At 35.4% G+C, this 23,110-nt stretch carries 18 protein-coding genes; 9 read left to right on the top strand and 9 right to left on the bottom strand.

What is annotated here, in order from left to right; all coding sequences use genetic code 11:
- Positions 1-180: 180 nt before the first annotated feature.
- The 5 genes from ACIQ7T_RS04995 to ACIQ7T_RS04975 all read right to left on the bottom strand — a co-directional run bounded on the left by ACIQ7T_RS04995 (position 181) and on the right by ACIQ7T_RS04975 (position 7,653).
- Positions 181-1,011, bottom strand: coding sequence for an MBL fold metallo-hydrolase (locus ACIQ7T_RS04995; protein ID WP_370077376.1), 831 nt, complete (start codon positions 1,009-1,011; stop codon positions 181-183).
- A 282-nt stretch (positions 1,012-1,293) separates the two neighbouring features.
- The gene (locus tag ACIQ7T_RS04990; protein ID WP_370077375.1) at positions 1,294-2,475 is read right to left on the bottom strand and encodes an anti-sigma factor family protein; all 1,182 of its coding nucleotides are present in this window, start codon (positions 2,473-2,475) and stop codon (positions 1,294-1,296) included.
- Positions 2,465-3,007, bottom strand: coding sequence for an RNA polymerase sigma factor (locus ACIQ7T_RS04985; protein ID WP_370077374.1), 543 nt, complete (start codon positions 3,005-3,007; stop codon positions 2,465-2,467). The genes ACIQ7T_RS04990 and ACIQ7T_RS04985 overlap by 11 nt, the downstream gene beginning before the upstream one ends.
- Positions 3,008-3,221: 214 nt before the next feature.
- Positions 3,222-4,031 carry a sulfurtransferase gene (locus tag ACIQ7T_RS04980; protein ID WP_370077373.1) on the bottom strand — a complete coding sequence of 270 codons (810 nt, stop codon included), beginning with the start codon at positions 4,029-4,031 and terminating at the stop codon, positions 3,222-3,224.
- Between the two features lie 10 nt (positions 4,032-4,041).
- A complete protein-coding gene (locus ACIQ7T_RS04975) occupies positions 4,042-7,653 on the bottom strand; it encodes a dynamin family protein (protein WP_402868956.1) in 3,612 nt (1,203 codons plus the stop codon).
- Between the two features lie 638 nt (positions 7,654-8,291).
- Here ACIQ7T_RS04975 and ACIQ7T_RS04970 point away from each other — a divergent pair.
- Positions 8,292-8,711, top strand: a complete 420-nt coding sequence (locus tag ACIQ7T_RS04970; RefSeq protein WP_402868954.1) for a DUF4183 domain-containing protein — start codon at positions 8,292-8,294, stop codon at positions 8,709-8,711.
- Between the two features lie 29 nt (positions 8,712-8,740).
- Complete coding sequence (locus ACIQ7T_RS04965) at positions 8,741-9,061, top strand: DUF4183 domain-containing protein (RefSeq protein WP_402868952.1); 321 nt, start codon at positions 8,741-8,743, stop codon at positions 9,059-9,061.
- 148 nt (positions 9,062-9,209) lie between these two features.
- On the opposite strand, the gene ACIQ7T_RS04960 is transcribed toward ACIQ7T_RS04965, so the two are convergent.
- Positions 9,210-9,824: a pyroglutamyl-peptidase I gene (locus tag ACIQ7T_RS04960; RefSeq protein WP_402868950.1), complete on the bottom strand. Its 615-nt coding sequence runs from the start codon at positions 9,822-9,824 to the stop codon at positions 9,210-9,212.
- Positions 9,825-10,403: 579 nt separating this feature from the next.
- On the opposite strand from ACIQ7T_RS04960, the gene ACIQ7T_RS04955 reads away from it, so the two are divergent.
- The 5 genes from ACIQ7T_RS04955 (at position 10,404) to ACIQ7T_RS04935 (ending at position 14,547) form a co-directional block, all read left to right on the top strand.
- A complete protein-coding gene (locus ACIQ7T_RS04955) occupies positions 10,404-10,859 on the top strand; it encodes a chemotaxis protein CheX (RefSeq protein ID WP_402868948.1) in 456 nt (151 codons plus the stop codon).
- Between the two features lie 358 nt (positions 10,860-11,217).
- Positions 11,218-11,340: a hypothetical protein gene (locus tag ACIQ7T_RS04950; RefSeq protein WP_255505077.1), complete on the top strand. Its 123-nt coding sequence runs from the start codon at positions 11,218-11,220 to the stop codon at positions 11,338-11,340.
- Between the two features lie 103 nt (positions 11,341-11,443).
- Complete coding sequence (locus ACIQ7T_RS04945) at positions 11,444-11,935, top strand: cytochrome c oxidase subunit II (protein ID WP_370077367.1); 492 nt, start codon at positions 11,444-11,446, stop codon at positions 11,933-11,935.
- Complete coding sequence (locus ACIQ7T_RS04940) at positions 11,922-13,583, top strand: b(o/a)3-type cytochrome-c oxidase subunit 1 (protein ID WP_402868946.1); 1,662 nt, start codon at positions 11,922-11,924, stop codon at positions 13,581-13,583. The genes ACIQ7T_RS04945 and ACIQ7T_RS04940 overlap by 14 nt, the downstream gene beginning before the upstream one ends.
- Before the next feature lie 265 nt (positions 13,584-13,848).
- A complete protein-coding gene (locus tag ACIQ7T_RS04935; protein WP_402868944.1) occupies positions 13,849-14,547 on the top strand; it encodes a hypothetical protein in 699 nt (232 codons plus the stop codon).
- 79 nt (positions 14,548-14,626) lie between these two features.
- On the opposite strand, the gene ACIQ7T_RS04930 is transcribed toward ACIQ7T_RS04935, so the two are convergent.
- On the bottom strand, positions 14,627-15,478 hold the full coding sequence (locus ACIQ7T_RS04930; RefSeq protein WP_402868942.1) for a CPBP family intramembrane glutamic endopeptidase: 852 nt from the start codon (positions 15,476-15,478) through the stop codon (positions 14,627-14,629).
- Positions 15,479-16,347: 869 nt separating this feature from the next.
- Here ACIQ7T_RS04930 and ACIQ7T_RS04925 point away from each other — a divergent pair.
- Positions 16,348-17,634 carry a helix-turn-helix domain-containing protein gene (locus ACIQ7T_RS04925; protein ID WP_402868940.1) on the top strand — a complete coding sequence of 429 codons (1,287 nt, stop codon included), beginning with the start codon at positions 16,348-16,350 and terminating at the stop codon, positions 17,632-17,634.
- The gene (locus ACIQ7T_RS04920) at positions 17,634-18,824 is read left to right on the top strand and encodes an MFS transporter (RefSeq protein ID WP_370083733.1); all 1,191 of its coding nucleotides are present in this window, start codon (positions 17,634-17,636) and stop codon (positions 18,822-18,824) included. Before ACIQ7T_RS04925 ends, ACIQ7T_RS04920 begins: the two co-directional genes overlap by 1 nt.
- A gap of 912 nt (positions 18,825-19,736) precedes the next feature.
- On the opposite strand, the gene ACIQ7T_RS04915 is transcribed toward ACIQ7T_RS04920, so the two are convergent.
- Entirely contained in the window at positions 19,737-20,990 is a 1,254-nt protein-coding gene (locus ACIQ7T_RS04915) for an MFS transporter (protein ID WP_402868938.1), read from the bottom strand.
- A 470-nt stretch (positions 20,991-21,460) separates the two neighbouring features.
- Positions 21,461-22,903 (bottom strand): carboxypeptidase M32, encoded by a 1,443-nt coding sequence (locus ACIQ7T_RS04910; RefSeq protein ID WP_370083737.1) that lies wholly within the window; start codon positions 22,901-22,903, stop codon positions 21,461-21,463.
- Positions 22,904-23,110: the final 207 nt, after the last annotated feature.

The raw sequence follows: 23,110 nt of genomic DNA, 5'->3' as shown, positions 1-23,110 counted from the left end.
TTTCACATAGTATTTTTCTTGTGTAAATGAGAAATTTTTCACAAACTAATGTAAGCGTATCCATTGTTCCATCTGGTTCCGTCACATTTTCTTCACATTTTTTCACAAAGTTTTTTATTATGCATCCTCAAGTATTCTTTTTTTCCTTACTGAATCCCTCGATTAGCAAAAAAAGAGCCCTTATTTTAAGGACTCATGCGTAAATTGATTTATAAAAGCAGTGATAATATGTTTGGAAGACCACTGTTCTCCTGATACTTTTGTAATCGGATAATCACGAGAAAAGATAGCTTTTGTAATTTCATCAACTAAATAACCTTTAAGAAACAACTGCCTTATATTACTCTCCATATCTTCTAAATAAGCAATTTTTTCTTGTATTTTCGTTCGACCATCCGCTATAAAGCCTGCATGACAGCAATAAACTTCTTCGAAATCATAGTTTAATATTTTCTTCAAAGACGCCAAGGTATGTACGATATTTTCTTCATCAAGGACAACCTTAGTTTTCGTCTGTATATACAAATCTCCTGTAAACATAGCACCAGTTTCTCGATTGTAAAATGATACATGATCTGTCGTATGCCCTGGTGTTTCGATAACGTCCAATGTAGCTGATTTCGTTTGCAATGTATTGCTTATTGGTTGGGCAATAAACGCTGGTCGCTCCCCCCATAATGCCTGTCGATAAAATGGATACTCTCCATCCTTTGCACAAAGACTTACCGAATCACGGTGAACATAGATAGGTACACCCTTATGTTGCTGAATCCATGCTGCATTTCCTGAGTGATCCTCATGCGAATGAGTGAGCGCCAATTGTTCAATCGGTATTTCGTTAAAAAAGGATTGGAACTCCTGTGAAAGTGAATATGAGCCTGTATCAATTAGTAAGCCATCTACAAAAAAGCTATAAACACTCATTCCTATCCCCTGAACTGTCACTTTACCGTGAGCGCATTTCACATCACGATTTTGTTGAATCTCTATACTTTTCTCTCGTTCAAACATCCTTTCCCCCCCCTTTGTAAAAAGAGTGTAGCATAAAATGAATAATCAGTCATTTTATGAATAAATGCTACGCAAATGGAAAAGGAATCGTAAGTTGACGATTACTATCAAAACAGCCCCTTTTATTAATAGAGAGATTATAATTTTAAAGGGAAGCCCGAATTCAAAAAATGCATGGTTTTATACACATATTCTTAGCTAGATATAAGTACAATCACAATTACATTTTTAAAATCTTATCAAATTACTAGACTGTCGTTTAAACACTCGAGGGCTTTTTTGTTAGTGTAAATCCAAAACAATTGGATCAATTTGTTTTTTAATCCTTACAGTAGACGGCACTAATTTTAAATTAGCTGGGATTTGTTCGAAATTCTCAAACTGTAATTTGTAAACGGTACGATTATTTGTTCGCTCAGAATAATTTACATTTGTCCGGTTAGAAATAATTAAACGATCGTTAATGACCATCTCCCAACCAGCTGCACGAACTTTTTGATCACCTTCCGTAGAAATTTGTAAATGTAATGTACCTTGTTTGATTTCTAATGAATCAATTGTATATGTTACGTTATTCAATTTGAATGGCTGTAATTGTTTTGTATTCACTTCCGTCTCAAATAAATCGAACGCAGATGCTTCCATTTGAAACACTTCAAACGTTGCTGGGTTAGTATACTTTGGGACGGATATCGTGTATACCATTTCGCCCAATACATCTGTGTCGAAACCACTAGGACCTGAAAAGTCTGTAATCATTGGTTGTTCGCCAGTACGTCCATCACGTCTAGTAGTTAAAATTAATTTTCCTGCTTCATCTCGGATTTCAAATCGGACGTCTGTTGTTACTTTACCGAAAAAGTCATCTTGTGCATTGTCAAATTTCGGCATGTTCGCCACTTCTATATATTGGTATTTATTTAAATGATGTTTATATATATTATCTTGATCTCGCTGGTATTGTTCTTTAAATTTAACTCGATATTGAATATCAATGTTTTCCCCATTTCCGACAACTTTATCAATAGAAACATCCAAGAATGGCTCATTATAATTTAAGACTTGTTCACCATCTAAATGTTCTTCCTGCTCGCTACTATTCGTTTCTACTAAATGTGTTGGCTCATCAATCGGCTGTGCCACTTCAATCGGTGGACGATTCCAATAATAAAACGCAAAACTTAGCATAATAATAGCTGCACTGATTACAGTAATTTTTAAAGAATACCAAGATTTTTTACGCTTTGTATTCGTTTGAATACGTTGCATAATAGCATCACCTTGGCTATGTGTCATCATTGGCTTATTGAGCTGTGCAAATAATGTTTTTTGTTCATTTACTAATTGCTCATATTCACGTTGACAATTTTCACAGAATTGCAAATGAGCTTCCATTTTCTTTTGTTCAATCTCATCTAAAAAACCTTCTACATAATCTTCCAGCAAATTCGAATCACATTTCATAAAAATAACCTCCTTTTGTCATTGTGATTGACCTAAGCTTTCTTTTACTTCGGTGTAACTTATTTCGAACATCATTTAAAGAAATTTGAAGCACTTCGCTTATTTCATCGTAGCTTAGCTCATTTACATATTTCAGTAACAATACCATGTACTCTGTTTCATCCAACTGTTGAAGAAGCTTTTCTAACTGCTCATTTCTTTCATGTAACAACAATATTTTTTCAGGAAAACGATTATCCATTACATCACTGTCGATTCGTATCGTTTGTAACTTATGAACCCGTAAATAATCGAAACAATTATTGACTACAATTCGGTATAGCCACGCATTAAATGAGCCCGTTTTTTTATACTTATGTAAGCTATAAAATACTTTTATAAAAATATCTTGTACGATATCTTCAGCTACCGACTGATTTTTTACTATTCTTATGACAGTGATAAAAACTTTCTGCTCATAATGTTTTACAATATGTGCAAAATGATGACTTTCACCGTTCTTTACTCGTGTGATTACTTCATCCATCTCCATTTGTTTCACCTCCCTACTACTATAACGATAAAAATTGCATTTCCTCTCAAATTTTCCCTATATTTTTTCTCTAATTTCGAATTTAGGATTTGTTATTCAAACAAGCTCTCTCTGAAATGTTTGAGTCTGCTTACATTTAAAGCAATTAAACCTTCTCTTGCCCTCACTCCAAGAAAAAAACGCCCACCAAAGTGAGCGTTTCTTCCTCAATCATTTATTCATTTGTTCCTTTTTCTACATCATATTGTGTAATCCAGTCACTAAAGCTGCCTACATACAGTTGAATATTTTCATAACCTTCATCTGCTAGTACTGCATACAATGGTGATGCTGTAACACCGCTGCCACAATATACAACAACGTGCTCGTCTTGTGCAACCTTGCTGCGTAACTCATCATTGGCTTGTAGACGACCATCTGACTTTAATTGTTCCCAGTCAAAGTTTTTTGCTGTTGGAATATGCCCAGCTACCATATCAAGAGGCTCCACGTCACCACGGTAGCGAGCTGCGGCACGTGCATCTAGCAACGTCGCATTGACTTCTCCATCTACAATAGCTTTAACTGCTTCACGTGGAGCATATAGCTCATCTCGCCAAACAAATTCAATCGTAGTCGGTGGATATTTTATAATGTCTTTTGTGAAAGATATTTTTTCCTCGAGCGCAGGTGCACCACCATTCACAATCACTACATTTGGAAAGCCTGCATATGTCAGCATCCACCAAGCACGTGGTGCAAATGGCGCAGCCCCTTGATCGTAAACGACAATTTGATCTTCATAATTTAATCCTAATCCTTGAAATACTGCCGATAGCTTTTCCTTACTTGGCATAGGATGGCGGCCATCGCTAGACCCCATATCTGATAGATCCTGCTCTAGATCGATATAAATCGCTCCTGGTGCGTGTCCCTCTTCAAATATTTTATTCCCCGCCTCTTTGTTTTGTAAATCAAAGCGGGCATCTAAGAAACGGACTCCATCTAACTGAATTTCCTCAACTGATTTGAATACTTTTCCCAAATGAATCACCTCATGCGTATTGTAATTGTTCGTAAATAGCTTTCCAAGAAGCTAAACGACTTTCTTCCTGAAGTGCAAGTCTTTCTGTTGCAATTTGTTCAAGTGCCTGATGGTAAATATGCAGACGTAATTTCTCTGCTTCCTCAGCAATATAGGTAATAGCCCATGTCATGAGGGATACTTTCTGTGAATCTAAATAGTTTTGCGCATCTGGTTTTGTTAATACTTCAAGCGCCTCACTTAGTTTCATTTTTTCATTCTTCTCAAAGAATGCCTTTTGATTGCGGAAGTGTGATTTAACACCCGAATATTTCGCGATATCTGTAAATGGTCCTTCAAAATCAAGTAAATCTGGCTCAGAAGATTCAAACGCTAAGAATGAGAAGCTACGGTTTAATTCTTTCAGCTCACGTACTTCATCTTTAAAGCGTAATTGCATCTTCTTACTAATAAACTGTGATAAACGGAAGTTTGTTACACGCATTTCTTGTGTAAAGTCAAAACGTAAACTTTGCATTACTTCTTTTAAAGCATGCTCTAATGCTTGCTGAGCTGGCATTGCTGAAAATGTTGAAGGATTGTAGCCTTCCTTAAAGAACTCTGGGTAACGATAATACACACGCTGAAGAACATAATACAATAATTCATCAAGCTCTTGCTTCGTTTCACTTTCTAACATGCTTGTATTAAGCGTATTAAACTTCGATGTTATATGCTGTTCAAGAGTTGTTAATTCCTCTAAACGCTCATCCTTACGCTTTAAGTTCTCTTCTGTCTGCGTAATTAAGTCACCTAAACGTTGTTCCGTTTTATCGACTTCCTCTGCAAGTGCCTGAACAGCCAATGCACTTAATTCATCATTTAAGAATGTGTGGAAGGCATCTTCGAAAGGTGGCATACCTGATGTTAAATCAGCACCCTCAACTTTTTCCTTTAATGCCAATAAGCTCGACACACCGTAAAGTCGAGGGAAGCGAATGCCAAAACGTTGTAGCTCTGAACGCACATAACCTTTTACATCTTCCTGCTCTTCTTCTGTTGTCGCTAAATCAATCGCATTGACGATAAAGAACATTTTATCAAGTTCGAAGGCATCCTTCACACGCCCTAGCTGAATTAAAAACTCACGGTCAGCTTTAGCAAAAGCATGATTATAATAAGTAATAAACAAGATTGCATCAGCATTACGAATATATTCAAACGCAACACCTGTATGACGCGCATTAATAGAATCTGCTCCTGGTGTGTCAACAAGTGTCACACCCATGCGTGTTAACGGACTATCATAATAGAAATCAATATTATCGACAAAGCATGATTTATTTTCTTGCGCAACAAATTTTTCGAACTCTTCACGGTTAACACGTAATACTTTTCCAAGCTCAGACTTAAATGTTGGGAACCCTTCTTTATATGCACGAATAAATGATTTATGCACATTTAGGCGTTCGTCCGATAGCTGTACCGCAAGTCCTTCATCTGCACGATTAAATGCCTCTTCTAAAGAAGAAACTGATAATCCAACTGCTGCATATGAAGCTTGAATATCCTCTAGCATTTGGTCAGCTGTTTTTAATAGTACATCTGCTGTTTCATGCGGATGCTCTGGTGTCACAGGACGAATTTTATTAATAGCCGCTGTTGTAGGGTTTGGTGATACAGGTAAAACTTTAGCACCCATTAACGCATTAGAGAACGAAGATTTCCCTGCACTAAATGCACCGAAAAGCGCGATTGTGAAATCTTTTTTCTGTAATCGTTCTACTTTATTTTCTAAGTAAGTTGCTACTTCCGCAAAGCCTTGTACATCTTTTACCGAGTTTGCCGTATGAAGTGCACGCTTCACTACACCTTCAATAGGAAGGCTAGTTGCGCTAACTGCTTGCTGTGCCTCTTCCTGTTGTAATGCTTCTTCTTTTGGCTTTAACATCGATTCATCAAACAATCGAATATCTGCTAAATCTCGCTTAAAGGCTTGATCCCAATTTGTAAGCTGTTGATTTGCTAGCTGACGTATTTCATTGCTTGCCTGGTGCATAATACTTGCACTATATTGCTGATAGCCCTCGATTTCAAGCACTGCCTGAATAGCATCAACTTTCGCTTGCATCCCAGCCATTTTTAATTTAGATGGAGCAGCTGTTTCAGTAGCCACTGCTTCTAAAGTTGTTGCTTGTGCATCCTTCCAATTATCTGTTTCCTGGATGAAGTAGCGTTTTGTTGCCTCTGCTACACGGTTAGCGAAGTTTAATACGGCATCTCCAGTTAATATGGCACCAGCTTGTACCTGCTGCTCAATAAGAGAGAATGGTAATTCAAAGGCGTAGGCATCAATAGCGGTAGCACGTTCTTCATTTAATGCACTAACATCCTTTAACACCTTTTTCATTAGCCCTTTTAAATGTCCAGTAATCTGTGCATGCACAACATTTTGATAGGCACTATAGGCATCCTCTTTACGGCGGTTACGCTCTTCCTCTGTTTTTTTCTTAGCAGTAAATAAGCCCCCTACCTTGAAACTATCCTGCTGACTCTCTAAATACAGACGTAATTTATCGCGTAAATCAGCTGGCATAATGGCAGCATTCGCAAGAAGTTCTTTACGTTGGTCCTCGAACGTTTCATTCCATGCTTCAATCGAGAACAATTCAACTTGACGATTTAGCTTATTGTATTGCTCTAAAATATCTTTATGGTTTGCCCAGTCATCGGCACTTAATACATCTTCATCGATGTCTAAACGATCTTCTCTTTCTTCTGTTAAATAAGTGTCGTGCTCACTTTGTAATAAACGCAGCGTATTTGATGCTGTCTTTACAAGTTGATCCTGCCAATCATTCATACTATCCATAACAATTTTCTTAACAGCTTTAAAATCGTTATAAGGGTGCTCAGGCTCTCTTAATGAAGTGAAAAATACACCTTTTGGTACTACACCCCAAGCCGCAAAGGAATTGTGAACTGTTGCTTTAAATTCCTCAAACCTTAATTCATTTTCATTATGCTTATCAATCATGTTTACAATTAAATAAACGTTTGGATTGTACTTCATTAATTGCTTTGTAAATTGGAAATTCAATTCTGATTGCACGTGATTGTAGTCCATTGTATAAAATACGATATCAGCAATATGAAGGGCTGACTCTGTTGACATACGGTGTGCATCATCTGTTGAGTCGACACCTGGCGTATCCATAACTGTGACACCTAGTGGTAATGTCGATGTACTATGACCAATTTCAATTTGAGACACTAGGTCCCCATCTTTACTAAGCTCTTTCACTGTTTTAAAATCATAACCCGCTTCAAATTTCACAGGTTTTTCATTGTGCATATAGACAATCGCAAAGTCTTCATCTGATTTATGGACTTTGACGATATTGGCACTCGTTGGAATAGGACTTGACGCAAGTAAATCTTCACCTGATAGCGCGTTAATCATACTCGACTTACCAGCAGAGAAATGGCCAGCAAAGCCGATAACATATTCTTTTTGCTGTATTTTACGTGCAAAAAGTGATGTCTTATCCATACGCTCTGTATCACCATTATGCTGATAAATTATGTATTGTAACGACGCTTGCTTTAATAGCGCCTCCAACTGTTGTTCAAAATCATTCATAAAACCAGTAACCCCTTTATTCATATTAATCAATTTCGCCTTGGCGTAATTGCCGCTGTCGCTTCGCTTTCGCGCAGATAAACAATGCGTCCGGATTTTGAATTGTGCGAGCACAATTCACTCCTTTAAAAATCCGTGACATCCGCCGGAGGCTTAATCTTCATTCAGTAATGTTTAGAAAGGAACTATATCCTGATTCATCTTACCACTTTAGAGGTGGTAGTTTTTCTGAATGAAGATAGTCATAAATAGTATTCTACCTTATTCGACAAACAAAGTATAACACTAATTTACTTTGAAAAGCATATATATAAAGGTTTCAGACGCCATATTCATCCATATCGCCCTGTTTAACCAAAAAAATGCATTATTCAGGCTCACTATCAAAACGTGGGGTTGATTTCATACGTTTTAACAAAATGTCATTCTCAATTTGTAGTGATGGGCCAATATTTTAAAAAAACTACTAATTTCTATTTCAAAATGGTTGCACAACTAAGCAATTTATTATTTTCTTCATATTTTAAGGTAAGGCAAATTAAGTTTTAAAAAAGTTTAATGTGTGATTGTAATACTAATAATAGTGAAAATTACAAAGTTAACTTGGGGAAAAAATAATTAAATGGGGTGATAAAAAAATGGTGAACTTTAGGAATCACCAAAAACTCGAGCAAAAATGTGGATGTGAAGACCGGTTTATTTGGCCTCGTATAAAAGCTAGTACTCTTCCTCCGGTAGACCCTCCTCCAGTCATTGAACCTAATGGGAATATCATTCCAACAGTAAATAGATATTTCTATATTGCTACATCAGATATTAATTTAACGAATGGGGCGACACTATTTGCTAGTCAATTTTGGGGTGATGATGGGAACACAGCAATTGAATTTATGATTTTTAATCCGAATGGCTACGTTAATCTTTACATCAACGCCGTAATGCAGGAAGGTGGAATTTACACTATAACTCCAACCTCCTTAACTTTAAGTCCAGATAATTCAATAATTTATAGAGGTACTCCAATCATCATAGAATCAATAGGATTTTCTACAATGTAAGTAACATACCTGAAAGGGGGTGAAAATAAGTGGCACTTTCTATTATTAATATTCATGTCAATGTTACAGGTACTTCGGCTAGATTTTTCAATGTTTTAGCTGCACCCTTAACGATCTCTGATGGTACAACGGTTGCCTCTACTACCTTTTTAAATGATAGCGGTTCTGCTGCAACTACTTTCCCGATCGTAACAAACGGGTACTATAATTTATATATAAATGGGGTGCTTCAGGAAGGTGGTTCTTACTCAGTTTCTGCAACAGAATTAACATTCCATACTGTTACAGGCACTTTACCAGCAGGAACTCCAATTATTGTTGAGGCTGTTGAATTAGTGACTACACTTTAATCGCCTTAAGTAAATCAAAGATACTTTGTTTCATGAGTAAAAGAATAAACCTCATATAAATAAAAAAATGGATGCCTTAAAATATTTTAGGGCATCCATAAATACAAAACGATTTGTGTGTTGGCTAATTCACATCGTATGAGCAAAATCAATCATTCGTTGAACGAATTGTCTCCTCGATACAAAGCTTAATGGAAGTTATTAAATCTTGAATATTCCATCCCGGTATTTTCCCATGCTGAATCGCCAAATCGAATGATGCAGGAATATGAATAAATCCAGCGCGGACCCCCTTATGTTGCTTTGCGTAAACTAGCCCCTCATACATAATATTGTTGCATAAATAAGTACCTGCCGTATTTGATATTTCTGCTGGATACCCTTCTTTGCCTAATCGATTCACCATATTTCTAATAGGTAAATTCGTAATATACGCGTCTTCACCACCATCATAAATGCTTTCATCTGTTGGTGTATAACCATTGTTATCCGCTTCACCATCTTTAATATTAATCGCAATTCGCTCTGGCGTTATTTTAAAACGTCCTCCAGCTAATCCTAAGGAAATAATGATTTGTGGCTGTATCTCGGCAATATATTGTTTCAGTTGCTGAGCAGATTGCTGAAAATCCACAGACAGAATGCGTCCTACAATTTCATAGCCATCCATCACTTCTCCATGTAAATTTTCTACAATTTGCATTGTAGGATTAATTTTATACTCAAGAAATGGTACAAATCCTGTTAATAATATTTTTGTCATTGTCTTCACCTAATTTCTCTAGGACGTCGCTGTATCGTCCATCCATTTTTATTTACTGTTTCTGATACTGTAACCTTAATGATTACTGATTAAACGAATGAATCACTTACCCTATTTGTATTGATATACGTTTTTGTTTAATTCTACAAAAATACTATTCTCATTTACAATATATTTCAGAAAAAAACAAATAATCCTTTTCTTTTTATTACAATGAAAGTATTAAAGATAAATATTATTCAAAAAAAGCATGGTCTCAAAATTACTCAGACCATGCTCTATCTGTATAAAAAAATTGAAATTCTATTATTTTAAATGTGCAGTCGTCTGTTTCATGACGTGTGTTCCCACTCCAATATAGATAACCACTGCCGCTCCAATAAATACAAATGTCATCGCTGACCGCTCCTTTTTATATAAAAATTTTTATTCGAAAAGACTTTAACGTCCATTTATTGATTTTGAAAATCATTCTCATTAATATAATATAAATTTCCCATTAATTCGTCAAGACATACTTTCATCTTACCCATTTAACATGGTAAGATGTAGAAAAGTCGGAAAAAGGATGCGGTAATGATGAGTAATTCGAAGTACTTTCAAACTATTTTAAACGGGACAATTCACGCTTTAAAATCGATCCTACCTATGGATATAGAGGTGAAAACACCTAGTATTATTTCTGAACCATTTCAACAACAGCAAATGGGTGTTTTAATTGGTTTAATAGGAGATTTAAAGGGCCGTGTAATCATTGATTCCTCTCCTGAAATTTTTAGTGGCATCGGCAATACAATGTTTGGTATGCCTCTTGAAGGAGAAATGTTGGAATCCTTTACAGGGGAATTCGGAAATATGATTGCAGGAAATTTATGCACTACTGTAGGACAAGAAAGCTTAGAAATTGATATCACACCGCCAACAGTGATGGTTGGCAACACAAAGTTATACGGTTTTGAAAAGGCATTTGTACTCCCTGTTACAATTCCAAGCGTTGGTCCGCTGACAGTTCTTTTAACAATTGAAGGAGAATAGAGTACTAGAATATCGAACTGTTCCAAATGATATATCCTATGCCAATACATTAAACATTTATGACCATGCTTTATCATTCTCTATAATTAACAATGGATACTCCATTAGGCTCAAGTACAAATTTCAATTAGTAAAATTTTTCGAAAAATAAGAGTTTTTAATAATAATTCCTCTAATTCTAACCAATAAGTGGCTATCTCAATGACTATTGAGGTAGCTATTTTTTATTTCCTCCTCAATTTTTCACATTTTTTTCACATATTTCGCCAAGATGTGTGATTTTTTTCACATCAAAAAGAAATTTATTTATATATCATGGCAATAAGAAAGACACAATAAAAGCGTAGGAGGAGCAAAAATGGCAAATAAAAAAAAGTCAGATGAAAATTTAAAAGGTTCACTCTATGCGGTATTTGGAGTAGGAATCATCATTATCTTGCTTTGGGTGTACTGCTTCGATTTGTTCATCAATCGTTTTTAACTTCCTTTCAGCGGGTTCCCACTGAAAGAAATTAAAGCCTCCGGCGGATGACACGGAATTATGCCGAGGCATAATTGATTCTACTAAGAAAGGACAGAGACATATGCACTTACATAAGTATGAGAAGTATTGGCTTGTGTTCGGAGTCGCTACTTTAGTAGCATTCCTTATCATTCTAGGCATCGGTGCATTCCATCAAGGCTCACATCCGAACAATGGTAAAAAAACACTAGATTATGAGAAAGTAAAAGAATTTGCACCCTTCGATAACCCGGGTGTACATAAAGTAGAAGGTAAAGATTGGGATTACGAAGTAGTTGTTTTAGCTTCAGCATTTAACTACAATCCTCCAGAAATTGAAGTGCCACTTGGAGCTAAAGTGAAATTTATTGCAACGAGTGCAGATGTAATGCACGGTTTTGAAGTTGCAGGTACAAATATTAATATGATGCTTGAACCAGGTTACATTTCTGAATATGTAACTACAGTAAATAAAGAAGGAGAGTTTTTAATCGTATGTAATGAATACTGTGGTACAGGACATACGATGATGCACTCTATGCTAAAGGTGGTGAAGCCAAATGAGTCTAAATAATAATTTGACGAAAGTGGATCGTCGTGATGCGAAGCTAGCGATGGCACATATTTACGTGGCATTCATCGCATTGTTATTAGGGGGTCTTGCAGGTTTATTACAAGTTTTCGTTCGTTCTGGTCAATTTACATTACCAGCAGGCATTGGTTACTATCAAGTTTTAACCGTACATGGTGTTTTACTCGGTCTTATTTTAACAACATTCTTTATTTTTGGTTTCCAAATTGCTAGTGTTAGCCGTACGTCAGGGACTTTTTCAGACGGTCAACGTCGCCTTGGCTGGATCGGCTTCTGGTTAATGACTATCGGTACAGCAGCAGCTGCAGTAATGGTTCTACTGAACGAAGCATCTGTTTTATATACGTTCTATGCTCCACTGAAAGCTCACTGGATATTCTATTTAGGCCTTACATTAGTCGTTGTTGGTTCTTGGGTTGGCGGCGCAGGTCAAGTTTTACGTTATGCACAGTGGCGTAAAGAAAACAAAGGTAGTGGACAACGAAGCCCATTACTGTCATTTATGGTTGTTGTCAATAATTTAATGTGGTTCGTAGCAACTCTAGGTGTAGCTGTTTCTGTTCTATTCCAGTTACTTCCATGGTCCTTAGGCTTTATCGAACGTGTTGATGTAGCACTATCCCGTACATTGTTCTGGTATTTCGGTCATGCCCTCGTATACTTCTGGTTATTACCAGCATACATGGTTTGGTATGTCGTTATTCCGAAGGTTATTGGAGGGAAAATTTTCTCTGATTCTTTAGCAAGACTGTCATTTATGCTGTTTTTAATTTTTTCTGTACCAGTTGGGATCCATCACCAATTAACAGAGCCAGGTATTGATGGAACATGGAAATTCATACAAGTTGTTTTAACATTTGCGGTAATCGTACCATCCTTAATGACAGCCTTCTCGATGTTTGCAATGTTCGAATTACGTGGTCGTGAATTAGGTGGGAAAGGGCTTTACGGTTGGTTTAAAAAATTACCATGGAAAGATGCTCGTTTCTTCGTGCCATTTATCGGTATGTTAGCATTTATTCCTGGTGGCGCAGGCGGTATCATTAATGCTTCTTACCAAATGAACCAATTAATCCATAATACTATTTGGGTTACAGGGCACTTCCATTTAACGATTGCAACAACAGCCGTTTTAACTTATTTTGGTGCGGCATTTTGGTTAATTCCATATTTAACAGGTCGTACATTGACTAAATCTTTGAACAATCTTGGTAATTTTGCAGCTATTTTATGGGCTACTGGTATGACAATTATGTCTTCCGCTATGCATATCGCTGGTCTGATCGGTGCACCTCGTCGATCTGATTACTCTGAGTATGGCGGTGCTCAACAAGCTTATGATTGGATTCCTTATCAAATCGCTCAAGCTGTTGGTGGTACAATTCTATTCATCGCTATTTTAATCATCCTTTATATTGTGGTGAAATTAGCATGGTTTGCACCAAAAGGAGAAGAGGAATTCCCAGTTGGTGAAGTACATGAAAACGGTGGTACTACTCCAGCTATCTTAGAGAACTTTAAAGTATGGCTTGTTATTTTAGTAGCATTAATTATATTTGCCTATACTATTCCAATTATCGATATTATTTCTAATTCCCCTCCTGGCTCTAAAGGCTATAAGCTTTGGTAACAATCTCTTGCATCTTCATAAAAAGCGATTTCTCTACTCTGTAATATTAAAAACAAGTTATGATGATTTCTTACATCATAACTTGTTTTAATGTTGCACATTATAAAAATATGTTATAAAAATGTACATTACTAAATTCAATTTTAGTAGTGTACATTTTTATTTTGCTTAACATTTCTACTAGGATTTAATAAAAGGGTTAACATTTATAATTGCAAGAAAAAAAGTTAATATAGAACAGGTGTTCTTTTTGAGGTGTTAGTAATTGTATTGGTATGAGTATTGTCCAAAACATATTGAAAGCAAATATGAATTATTGGTATTTAGAGATAACCAACCGTTCCTTCCCTTGTCGGATTATTACTTTGATTGTGTAGGGAGAATCGATAAGAGTTCTGCAACTTCTTATTTGAAATGTTTACTTCCCTTTTTCAAGTGGTTAGAGGAAGAAAGTAATTATCAAGGGCAACGAGTGGAATGGAATGATTCAGAGGAAAAGATACGAGTAGTTGTTGAGGAATATTTGAGGCATGAAATGAAGTGTAAGGTTCATGATAAAGATTCGTTTCGTTTGGTAAGTTTAACAAATAAAAGCCCAAACACAATTAGCCGTTTTTTATCAGCGTTAAAATCCTTTTATAAGTCTATGATTCATTTAAAACAATATACACATAGCAATCCATTAATGGATGGTCAAGCTTTCTTGCATAATTATAAAGAAGAATTAAAAGGTGTTCGAGATGGCAAACCAAGAATGCCTTCGGTGTCAGGAACAGAAGAACCTATATTTGATGAAGCGACATTAAGAAAGATTTCCCCTGAACGTGATGTAAACATCGCTAAAAAGAAGTATATGCAGCTTACAAAAGAAGAATTGGTAAATAGATTGCAGAAAATCAGAAGCGATGGGTCGCTAATCATTTTGAGCAGTTTAAATAGAAAGTTAATTGAGATACCAAAATAGCCTTGTTAGATTGTTTTAACAAGGCTACCTTTACTTTTTTGTTCAACTAAAGCACCATAGTTGAAGAGAAAAGTAAAGTTTATTCAACAATTGCGCTCGTTTGTTTAAGATTTTTTTGGTTACCTAATTCCACTTCAGGAGAAGATTTCTTATATCCCAATTTACCCTTTGTAAAAATAAGAATTATCAAAGCGAAAAGACCTAATCCTAGACAAACAGATAAATCAGATTCTTTCAAAGCCGGGTTAGTAAAATGAGGTTGTATAAAACTAAAAGTATTCAAACTAGCGTGAACCAAAATAACAATAAACAAATTTCCTTGTTTGGAGTTGAACACCCAAGTTAAAATGATGGAAGCAGCTAGGCATAGCACAATAAAAATAGGTAAATCGTAATAAAGAAGAGAAATGTTTGAACCCGGACCTCCTCTTTGTGCTGCGGTTAAAAAATGAGGTAAATGCCAAAACGCCCAAAGAATTCCGAGCAATAGCGTTGCTTTTAATGATCCAAACTTAGATTGCATTCGAGGTAAAGCAAAACCACGCCAACCGATTTCTTCTGGAAACGGGCCACCAAAGAAGAAGACTACAACAAGATAAATCGGGTATGTTGCGTAAAATTGCGTTGTAAGCCCTTTAGAATTTGGAATCCCTCCGTTTAACATTACAAATCCCAAATATATCACAGTAGGAATGACGATAAGTGCAAAGAAGTACCATTTTAAACCTACTTTAAGTTTCCATATTCCTTTTGTAATAACTCTCCAAGCTCCTTTTCCTTCGAGAGTCCGAATCATAATATATGTAGCTAACATAGGACCAACGAAAGCATTAAGTCCAAAGAAAACATCGAAAATTTTAGCTTTGGGGATGATATTCCATTGAGATAAGATAAATGGAATTAATACAATCCACGAAAATAAATATGCCATAACAAAGAATGAAGTTAATGGATGAGATTTTAAAATTTCTTTTAGATTTCTTGAGGTACTTTTTGATTCTGTTAAAGGTTTCAGTACAAACCACTCCCTCGATTATAAAAGACTTTGATAGGTATAATATTGATTTTTTGATCAATAACACCTCGTAAACCCACATTTCAGGTTAAATGTCTCCCTCATACTAAGATATGTTTAAAACAGCATAGGTATTACCTCCTTGTTCAACTAAACTGCCCCGTTAGCCATCCATGTAGCGCAAAAACCAGCGCTACACCACAGAAAATGAAAGATGATTAAGTTCTTTCATGGGAGTTGAATAGCAACAATCTTTTCGAAAACAGCCATTAAAAAAGATAGATTAGACAATTTATCATTCACAAACGAGAAATAACTTGAAAATAAAGGAGTTTTACATTTTCATTTCGCCTAACGTTGCTTCTGGTTCTTCTTCAACTAAAGCACTCCGTTAGTTGAAGAAGAAGGTTGAATAAGAACAGAGACGCTTATTATACTCCGAAAACAACACTACTACCTGCATTTTCAGAATATTAACTTTATTGCGTTAACTCCATGTTATTACTTGCTATCATTTCGCTTCAGTTCGTGTTATTTTGCCGCCTCGCTACACCCCACTTGAAATAAAATCAGACAGAATAATAGTGATAAAAAAGTTGATTCCTTTTTATTTTCAAAGTTATCCTCCTTTCTATAAACTTAATACTTCCTCATTAACTTGCTCTAGAAAAGTAGAAGATTACACAATATGCCATAATTTGTTATAACTAGTTTCTCAAATCGAATACTATTTACACAATATTCAACCGATTTATTTTGATATGATAATTATAGAGGTGATTGATATGGAGCGACATCATAAAATTGGACAAACGATTAAATTCTTCAGGCAATTAAACAATATGAACCAAGATACATTGGCTGTTGGTATTTGTACAACGTCTTATTTAAGTAGAATTGAGAACGGATTAGTAGAACCAAATGAGACATTGTATAGAATGTTATTTGAAAAACTACAGTTGGATTTTACAACTTATGTAGAAGAAGGTAAAAACCAAGAGCAACTGATTGAACAAATTTATGAGAAGTTATTATCAAATGAAAAAATCAATGAAGAAGAGATGGAGCAGCTTCATTTACTTTATGTACAGCGTACTTCGCCAAGTTTACAGATGCAAGTAGACTTAGTTTATTGCCGGTACTTATTGAGTCAAGACTGCATGGAGGAAGCAGGTGGCATTTTAGCCTCATTAGATGACTTACTATCACCTAGTGGCTCAAGAGAGTGGCAATTATTTGTTGCAGTCAAAACATATTATGAACTAATGATCGGAAACTACGATGCGATTTTAAATCGAGAGTTCCAATCAAACAGCAAGTTTCACTTATCCAAAAGCTCTTCTTTTGAACAAGCAAATTATGTCTACCATTTAGCTTTTGCTAGCCATCGCGCTTATCAATTTTCACTCGCAAAACTATATATACAAGAAGCCATTCAGTTATTTAAACATCAATATAAGCCATTATTTCAATTAAAGCTCTATTCAATGTATGGCGTTATTTTAAATGGTTTAGGTCAAGTAGAAGATGCTTTAAAAGAATATCATGCAGCAATTGATTTACTACATCATGTCCCATCAATTGCTACAGATGTTCAGTGGTCATCCATTTATAACAACCTAGCGTTTGCATACGAATCAGATAAACAATATACGAAGGCAATTACATATTACGAAAAGGCACTAACATACAAAAAGGATATTCATACGCTAATAAACTATACGCGTACCATATTATTTGGCGGTGAACAGGAACTTTTTTCAGAAAAACTTCATGAGCTTTCAAAAAATGATTTTACTCAAGGTACTCATCAGCAAATGCAATTCTTTTTAATGCAAGCGTTTGAACAAATTGATGGGCTAGAAAGCTTGGAGGAGTTTTACAAGATAGAGAAAAAAGTTTTTAAGTATTTTATAGAAGAACAACATATTGAATTGATTTTGTCTTATGGTCCTCTTGTTGCAAAAATGTATGAAAACTCGAAACAATATAAACGTGCAGTAGAACTTTACCGTCTTTTATTTGAAACAAGTGAGAAAATGCGACAAAGAGTTGCTGGAGGCTATCATTGATGAAGTGGTCGAAGCATTATGTGTATTTATTAACCGGTTTAGGTGTTTCACAGTTAGGTAACTGGATTTACTTAATTGCTTTAAACGTGATGATCTGGAATTTAACACATTCTCCAGCAGCTGTAGCTGGCTTATATATTATAGGTCCTCTTGTTCGAATCATTTGTAATTTTTTCGTTGGATCTTATATTGATCGTTGGAACAAAAAGAAAACAGTTATTACAACGGATTTGATACGAGGATTCTTCGTTTGTCTCATGCCTTTTGTTGACCAACTATGGCTTATTTATGCTCTAGTAGGCGCAACAAATATTGCAAGTACCTTTTTTGGTCCGAGCAGTACGTACTTAATATCTGTGCATGTACAAGAAGGACATAAGCAACGTTTTAATGCGCTTCATTCTACATTAAGTTCAGGTTCGTTTATGGTTGGTCCGGCACTCGCAGGGCTTATTTTAGCAACATTCAGTACAAGTGTGGCAATGTGGGTGAATGGAGTGACATTTTTTATTTGTGCCTATTTATTAAGCTTGCTTCCGTCTGAAAATAAAACGAATACAAGTCAATCATCAAAAATAACTCTGTTAACAATTAAAGAGGATTGGCAAATGACAATCACTTACGCTAAAAAGCTTCACAGTTTTACACGATTAATCGTGATTTATTCAATAGCCCTCATGATTGCTTTTGCATTAGATTCACAGGAAATGACGTTTCTGTTAGCACACCTTGAAATTTCTGAAAGCTTATACGGTATTACCGTAACCGTTGCGGGAATCGGAGCAATTGTTGGTGGGCTATTGGCTACTGCTTTTGCGAAAACTTTTAGTGTCATGGTTTATCTAAAGGTTGGATTTTTTCTTTCTATGCTTAGTTATTTAGGTTTTTATTTAGCAAACTCTTATGTTATAGCTGTCATATGTTTTGTCACATTAGGGATGTTTATGGCTTTCAGTAATACTGGATTTGCTACACTCTATCAATCAACGATACATCCAGATGTGATGGGGCGCTTTAGCAGCATGTTGAATTTAATTCAAAGTATTCTTCAGGTACTATTTACAGTTGTAATAGGGCTTTTAGCTGAATGGTTTTCACTTCAATGGACGGCTGTTATTTTCGCTAGTTTCGCTGTACTTTTAGCGGTAGGTACTTCATTTATAAGTTTAAAAGAACAGCAAACCTCATGATTTTTAATCGAGCATTTTAAAATGGAGGCACAAGATGATTTCATATAAAGTAACATGTATCTTTTGTAAGAAAGATTTTCAGATTCTAGAAGGAACAAATAAATACCGTGTCTACAAGCAGAATATGGCGGGAAGATATTCGTGTGATATTGTGACCGTATTATACAGCATGAAGCAAAGAAAGCTTTAATGGGCAAATTACAATAAGTAAACTAGACAAGTCGTTTTCATTAGCAAATCTAATCGTGTAACTCATTATATCTTTCTTTTTACTAACTTGTTCAACCAAATTACCTGTTAATTTAAGTATATTACTTCATAAACTCAATTGAATTTTAACATCAATATCCAAATACTTTTTATTTAAAGGTATTCAAGAAAATGGCCCGATTGTTGAACAAAAGTTAAACAACGCTCTTCAACTAATCTGCCCCGTTAGCTTAACAACTTCCTATATAGAAAGTTATGGTATAATTTTCTATAACTATAAGGAAATGAGGTTTTTTCTATGCCAGAAATTAAGTGGGGATCCCCATTGAGTTTAGCTTGTTTAGGTGTATTCCTTGCTGGACTAGGAATCTTTTTCAAAGCAATATGGAGTACTTTTTTGTAACAGACTATTTTAGTCTGTTTTTTTCATTGAATAAACTGGAAAGATAATAATTCTTTTGTTTAGTAAATGACATAAAAGCTTATTGAGCTAACCTGCTCCGTTAGTATAATAAGAAAAAGAGCTGTCTAAAACAGCTCAATGATCTTCAAGTAAAGCACCCGTCAGCACAATAAGGGGACTCGTCAGATTTATGCGGATTTACAACGATAAGACTTCAATTTTTATACACGATTTTATTCATCAAAGACGATGGTGCAACATTACTTAATACAATTCCTTACCTTTATTAAATCCATCATTCAGCTACTTTTCGATGCAGCATAAATTGGACTGATTTTATCCATTGCTACTCCTTGTTTTTTATATTTAAAAATAAACAAGCCATTGACTAATAAAACCAATGATCCAAATGCCAAGGCTTCCATAGAGTTCCATTCAGAAATCAAACCAGATAGTATAGTCGCTAACATTGCTGCAATTCCACCTAAAACGTATATGGAACTTCGAACCCTGGCGATCAAATGGTCTGGAGTAATGCCCTGTTGAACAGTTATCTGAACAACAAATGCCATAGAAAGTGCCCCATCAAAGATTATCATTCCGAAACACATGACGATAAATGAATTTGATATCAATAATAAGATTCCAAATGAAGATATGATCATTAAAGTACTGAGAAAGTATAACCAGTTTGCATTTTTAAATTTGTTCATTATAAGTACGCCAACGACATTTCCTATACCAGCACAAGATAACAGTATTCCAATATACTCTTCTGAAAAATGGAGAGTATATTTAGAATGAATGATAACACTAAGCACAATAAAACTGGTTGAAAATCCGAGTACCAAAGCCGAAATCGTCGATACAATTTGAGCTCCATTAGCATAGAGGTACTTTACACCTTCTTGGGAATCCCGAATGAAACTCTTCAGTTTCTGTTTTCCCTTCATGGGCTTATCATCCGTTTCCTCACTTATATTTCGGTATTTTATAAGTGAAATAAATAACATTGAAATAAGTAATAAACTACCACAAATAGTTAAGGTAATGTTCGGGCCATATTTCGCAAGTATAATTCCACCTAAGGCTGGACCAATTAAGGTTACAATCGCATCAGCGGCTTCTAATGAATTATTAGCACTTAATAAACGTTGCCTCCCAACAATTTTAGGTACCATAGCTGAAAGGGCAATATTTAACATCAATCCCACTAAACCCATGAAAAATAATATTGGCCCAATAACAAAAAGGCTCGTTATATCGATTGTTATTAAATATGCCAATAGAAACAATAATATAGCATATATTAAATTACAGATCGAAGAAATCAAAACAAGGTTCTTTTTCTCAATCCAAGTACCTATTGGAATAGAAAAAAACACGGAACTAATTCTCTGAAATAAAAGCACTAATGAGGTCATTAATGGCGATCCAGACAGACCCAATATGATAATAGGTATGATTAGTTCGCGAAAACGTTCACTTAGAATTTTGGATATATTATGAAGCCATAACTTCCCAAAATCAGCATTAATCATTAAATTATTCAATTTGAACACCTCTATAAAATTTGATTTACCACCTTCCTCTTATTTAAAATCTGAGTAATCAATCTACTATACTCATAGCATATCCTCCTTACAAAACTTCATATATATATATTATTACATAGTATATTCCTTAGAATCGATAATACTATATATTTGGATTTATATTTCCCACTCTTATTCAACAAAATGGCCCGATTGTTGAACAAAAGTTTAACAACACTATTCAACTAATCTGCACCGTTAGTTTAATAAGGTATAATTTAACATCTTAATTGTACTACACTTTAATTTCGCAAATATATCTAAATTTACTTTTAATCACAAATAAAAGCTGAACCAATAAAAAATTAGTTCAGCTTGAAAATAACTATTTATAATGTTGCACATTTCATAAAGAATACTGATGTAACAAGTGCATTACTTTAACTCTTGACTTTTAATAAAATATAGTTGAGAAATCGCTTTTTCCTTTAAAGCTGATACAGCTTTGTATACTTTTCTTGTAAATAGTGTGCTAAATACTTTGCGTTTAGGCCTTCGCCTGTCGCATTCTGTAGCAATTCGAATGGCTTCTTAAGCGCACCGTATTGATGGACTTTGTCTGTTAACCACTCTCGAATGGGAAGAAGCTCACCCTTTTCTAACAGCTCATCAAAGTTTGGAAGATCTTTATCCATTGCATGTTTCCATTGTGCAGCGTAAATCATTCCTAGAGCATAGGATGGGAAATAGCCAAACATGCCCCCTGACCAGTGCATATCTTGTAGTACCCCTTTTGCATCTGTTTCAGGACGAATGCCTAAATATTCTTCGTATTTATCATTCCATACTTGCGGAAGATCTTTCGCTTGAAGATCGCCGTTGAATAGGTCGCGTTCAATTTCATAGCGAATCATAATATGTAGTGGATATGTTAACTCATCTGCTTCGATGCGAATAAACGACGGCTCCACCATATTAATTGCTCGTAGGAAGTCAGCTAATGCTACATCCCCAAATTGTGCAGGTGAATACTTTTGAAGTCGCTCGTAATTATGCTCCCAGAACTTTTCGTTCCTACCTACAAAATTTTCATAAAATAAAGATTGGGATTCATGTATTCCCATAGATGTACCCTTGGCTAACGGTAAACCATCAAGCTTCACATCGATATTTTGTTCATACATGGCATGCCCACACTCATGGATTGTTCCAAAAATTGCTGAGCGGAAATCATTTTCATCATATTTAGTTGTAATTCGATTATCTCCATGATTTAAGCCAATCATAAATGGATGTACACTTTCGTCTAAGCGACCTGCATCAAAATCATAGCCAAGTTGCGCTAACATTTCTAATGATAATGCACGCTGAGATTCACGAGGGAAATGCTTAAATAAAATGCTTGTATCTGGTTTATTTGGTGAAGCTGCGATTTTTTGCACAAGAGAAACGATTGTTTCACGTAATTCACCAAAAACTTGATCTAAAACATCCGTTGTCATATCCGGTTCATATAAATCTAGTAATGTATTGTACGGAGAACCGTTTTTAATACCCCAATATTGTATAAATTTCTTCTGCCAGCTTATAATTTCCTCTAAATAAGGTAGGAATAAAGCAAAATTATTAGCTTCCTTTGCTTCTTCCCATGCTGTTTCTGCTTTAGATTGTAGAATGACGAATTTCTTATATTCATCAGCCGGAATTTTTTTATTTTGATCATACTCTTTACGTACTTCCTCAACTAAACGCTGCGTAACATCATCGAGATCTGCCTTTTGCCCCTCTAGATCCGTTAGTAATTGCCCTAACTCTTCACTAGTTTGCATGTCAAATAAGGAGGCAGATAATGTTCCAACTACCTCTGAACGCTGAGCTAACCCCTTTTTAGGTGCACCTGTGCGCATGTCCGATACGAAAAACATATACATCTCTTGAAAAATGTAAACATCTCTACTGTGACACAACTTATATCTTCCGACTTTCGTTTTTGTGTCTTCCTTATTCTCCGAGTCTGGTTTCGCAAAAAGCTACTGCCATTTGGTATGACTCTCCAAAGGCTTAAATTCCGCAGTATCGTTGCGTACACATCTAAGGTTAAGTGTCAGTTAAATTCCTTAGATTGAGTAATTTGCTAA

This window comes from Lysinibacillus sp. NPDC096212 (assembly GCF_044763105.1).
GTDB lineage: Bacteria > Bacillota > Bacilli > Bacillales_A > Planococcaceae > Lysinibacillus.
The sequence above is the reverse complement of the archived record's forward strand: the minus strand, read 5'-3'. Positions and strand labels throughout refer to the sequence as shown.

Excerpts from the sequence above, each read along its gene's own strand:
- ACIQ7T_RS04995 (WP_370077376.1), bottom strand. The coding sequence starts at position 1,011 with ATGTTTGAACGAGAGAAAAGTATAGAGATTCAACAAAATCGTGATGTG.
- ACIQ7T_RS04990 (WP_370077375.1), bottom strand. The coding sequence starts at position 2,475 with ATGAAATGTGATTCGAATTTGCTGGAAGATTATGTAGAAGGTTTTTTA.
- ACIQ7T_RS04985 (WP_370077374.1), bottom strand. The coding sequence starts at position 3,007 with ATGGAGATGGATGAAGTAATCACACGAGTAAAGAACGGTGAAAGTCAT.
- ACIQ7T_RS04975 (WP_402868956.1), bottom strand. The coding sequence starts at position 7,653 with ATGAATGATTTTGAACAACAGTTGGAGGCGCTATTAAAGCAAGCGTCG.
- ACIQ7T_RS04970 (WP_402868954.1), top strand. The coding sequence starts at position 8,292 with ATGGTGAACTTTAGGAATCACCAAAAACTCGAGCAAAAATGTGGATGT.
- ACIQ7T_RS04960 (WP_402868950.1), bottom strand. The coding sequence starts at position 9,824 with ATGACAAAAATATTATTAACAGGATTTGTACCATTTCTTGAGTATAAA.
- ACIQ7T_RS04955 (WP_402868948.1), top strand. The coding sequence starts at position 10,404 with ATGAGTAATTCGAAGTACTTTCAAACTATTTTAAACGGGACAATTCAC.
- ACIQ7T_RS04950 (WP_255505077.1), top strand. The coding sequence starts at position 11,218 with ATGGCAAATAAAAAAAAGTCAGATGAAAATTTAAAAGGTTCACTCTAT.
- ACIQ7T_RS04945 (WP_370077367.1), top strand. The coding sequence starts at position 11,444 with ATGCACTTACATAAGTATGAGAAGTATTGGCTTGTGTTCGGAGTCGCT.
- ACIQ7T_RS04940 (WP_402868946.1), top strand. The coding sequence starts at position 11,922 with ATGAGTCTAAATAATAATTTGACGAAAGTGGATCGTCGTGATGCGAAG.
- ACIQ7T_RS04930 (WP_402868942.1), bottom strand. The coding sequence starts at position 15,478 with ATGGCATATTTATTTTCGTGGATTGTATTAATTCCATTTATCTTATCT.
- ACIQ7T_RS04925 (WP_402868940.1), top strand. The coding sequence starts at position 16,348 with ATGGAGCGACATCATAAAATTGGACAAACGATTAAATTCTTCAGGCAA.
- ACIQ7T_RS04920 (WP_370083733.1), top strand. The coding sequence starts at position 17,634 with ATGAAGTGGTCGAAGCATTATGTGTATTTATTAACCGGTTTAGGTGTT.
- ACIQ7T_RS04910 (WP_370083737.1), bottom strand. The coding sequence starts at position 22,903 with ATGTATATGTTTTTCGTATCGGACATGCGCACAGGTGCACCTAAAAAG.